4 protein-coding genes are annotated in these 2868 nt (G+C 71.5%); 2 read left to right on the top strand and 2 right to left on the bottom strand.

Annotated features, from left to right (window positions below; translation table 11 throughout):
• The coding region (locus ACTUAL_RS31505; RefSeq protein WP_440902771.1) for a biotin/lipoyl-containing protein at positions 1-361 on the bottom strand (361 nt) is incomplete at its 3' end.
• Positions 362-413: 52 nt separating this feature from the next.
• Positions 414-1784 (bottom strand): dihydrolipoyl dehydrogenase, encoded by a 1371-nt coding sequence (lpdA, locus tag ACTUAL_RS31500; RefSeq protein WP_440902770.1) that lies wholly within the window; start codon positions 1782-1784, stop codon positions 414-416.
• Positions 1785-1961: 177 nt separating this feature from the next.
• Here lpdA and ACTUAL_RS31495 point away from each other — a divergent pair, with 177 nt between their 5' ends.
• Positions 1962-2285, top strand: coding sequence for an oxidoreductase (locus ACTUAL_RS31495; RefSeq protein ID WP_096491980.1), 324 nt, complete (start codon positions 1962-1964; stop codon positions 2283-2285).
• Between the two features lie 161 nt (positions 2286-2446).
• Positions 2447-2868: NAD(P)-dependent oxidoreductase (locus ACTUAL_RS31490; RefSeq protein ID WP_440902769.1), on the top strand; the 422-nt coding region annotated here is incomplete at its 3' end.

The raw sequence follows: 2868 nt of genomic DNA, 5'->3' as shown, positions 1-2868 counted from the left end.
CGGCGCTGCCGCCGGACGGGGCGGCCTCGGTCTCGGGCTCGGGGTCGGACTGCGGCTCGGGCTGGGCCTCCTCGGCCGGGGCGGCCGGGGCGGGGGTCGAGTCCGCCGGAGCGGAGTCCTCGGAACCGTCGCCGATCACCGCCAGCTCGGCGCCGACCTCGACGGTCTCGTCCTCCTGGGCGACGATCTTCTGCAGGACGCCCGCGGCGGGCGAGGGGATCTCGGTGTCGACCTTGTCGGTCGAGACCTCCAGCAACGGCTCGTCGACCTCGACCCGGTCGCCCTCCTGCTTCAACCAGCGGGTGACCGTGCCCTCGGTGACGCTTTCACCGAGTGCGGGCATCGGAACGGAGATGGCCATCGTTCGCTGACTCCTCGTGCGTTAAGTCGTTCGGCTGACTGGGGTGCGGCGGTCAGCCGTGCACGTGCAGCGGCTTGCCGGCCAGGGCGAGGAAGGCCTCGCCGAGGGCTTCCGTCTGGGTCGGGTGGGCGTGGATCAGGGGAGCCACGTCCTCCGGGTATGCCTCCCAACCGTAGATCAGCTGGGCCTCGCCGATCAGCTCGCCGACCCGCTCGCCGACCATCGTGACGCCCACGACGGGACCCTCGGGCGCCTTGACCAGCTTGATGCCGCCCGCGGTCTTCAGGATCTGGCTCTTGCCGTTGCCCGCAAGGTCGTAGACGAAGGTCTCGACCGAGCCGTACTTCTCCTTGGCTGCCGCCTCGGAGAGGCCGACGGAGGCGACCTCGGGCTTGCAGTAGGTGACGCGCGGGATCCCCGCCTCGTCGATCACCTTGGGGTTCTGCCCCGCGATCTCCTCGGCGACGAAGATGCCCTGCTGGAAGCCCCGGTGGGCCAGCTGCAGGCCACGGACGATGTCGCCGACCGCGTAGACGTTCGGGAGGTTGGTGCGCAGGCGCTCGTCGGTGGTGACGAACCCGCGGTCGATCTCGATCCCGGCTTCCTCGTAGCCGTGGCCCGCGCTGTTCGGGCCCCGGCCGACGGCCACCAGGAGCAGGTCGGCGTCCAGCACGTCGCCGTTCTCCAGCGACACCGACACCCCGGTGTCGGACTGGGTGGCGCCGGTGAACTTCACGCCGGTCTTGAACTTGATGCCCCGGCGGCGGAACGCGCGCTCCAGCTGCTTCGAGGCGTACTCGTCCTCGGCGGGGACCAGGCGGGGCAGCGCCTCCACGATGGTCACGTCCGCGCCGAAGGAGGCCCACACGCTGGCGAACTCGACGCCGATGACGCCGCCGCCGAGCACGACGACCTTCTCCGGGACGTGGTCCAGGTTCAGCGCCTGGTCGCTGGTGATGACCCGGCCGCCGATCTCCAGGCCGGGCAGGCTGCGCGCGTACGAGCCGGTGGCCAGCACGACGTTCTTGCCGGTGTAGCGGGCGCCGTCGACCTCGACGGAGTTCGGGCCGACGAACGTGCCCGCGCCCTGGACCAGGGTGACCTTGTTGGCCTTCGCCAGGCCCTGCAGGCCCTTGTACAGCCTGCTGATCACCCCGTCCTTGTACGAGTTGACCCCGGCCATGTCGATGCCCGCGAGGGAGGACTTCACGCCGAACTGCTCGCCCTCGCGGGCGTTGTCCGCGACCTCGGCCGAGTGCAGCAGCGCCTTGGTGGGGATGCAGCCTCGGTGCAGGCAGGTGCCGCCCAGCTTGTCCTTCTCGACCAGGATGACGGACAGGCCCAACTCCGCCGCGCGGAACGCGCAGGCGTAGCCGCCCGATCCGCCACCGAGGATCACCAGGTCGGCGGAGGTGTCGGTCACGGATTTCTCCCTAGGAGAGCTTGATGCCTTACTCCGCGCGGGTGCGCGCGGGTGGTTGCCATCTTGTCACTACACCGGTGGGCGCGGCGACGCGGTGTCCTCTTCGGAGGATTTGGCCCGGCTTTCACACCCCGGCCGGCACCATGTCCGGCAACAGTGGCCTTGGGAGGTTCGCAGGTGGGCCTTTTCGATCGTTTCCGCAGGAAGAGCCGTCCCGGTGTGCTCCGCGCGCCGACCTCCGCCGACACCGGCCACCTGGAGCGCTGGGCGGCCGAGCGGCGCGGGGTCGAGGCCTACGTGGAGCCCAGGACGACCGTGACGGAGACCACTGTCGTCCTCGTGGCGCACGACGGCGAGTGGACCAGGCGGCGCATCGACGGCGAGGAGGGCGCGAAGCGGTTCGCGCGCAAGCTCGGGATGCCGATCTACGACGCCGGGATCGTGGGCTACCCCAAGCGGATGCGCGAGTACAGCCGTCGGAAGTCCGCCGGGGAGATCTGACCGGAGCAGGCCGTTCGGCCGCGCGGACTGTCGGGAAGATCACCCCTTCGGGAGCCTCCGGGGGTGGGCGGAAGCGTCGCGCGCGTGCGTAGTACTGCTGTGCACATGATCAACTCCCTGTCCCCTGACCCTCTGATCGGAACGCGTCCCGGAGGCGCGCGGTGAAGCTCGCGGTGCTCGGCGCGAGCGGCCGGACCGGCGCGCTCGTCGCCCACCTGGCGCGCGGGCGCGGCCACCACGTCACCGGTGTCGTGCGCACCGGCAACGGCCGCGACCACGTGGCCGACCCGCTCGACCCCGAGGCCCTCGCGCCCGCGTTCGCCGGTGCGGACGCCGTGGTCAGCGCCATCGGGCCGCGCTCGGCCCGCAAGCCCACCAGCGTGCTCGTCGACAGCGCCACCAGCGCGATCGCCGCCATGCGGCTCGCCGGGGTGCGCAGGCTGCTCGTGGTCAGCAGCAGCGCCACCACCGAGTCCGGCGACACCCCGATGGTCGCCGCGCTGGTCACACCCCTGCTGCGCTCGGTGTTCCGGCACGCCTGGGCGGACGTCTCGGCGATGGAGCCGGTCGTGCGCGCCAGGGC

Source organism: Actinosynnema sp. (assembly GCF_052038725.1).
This window is presented reverse-complemented; position numbering and strand designations above follow the sequence as displayed.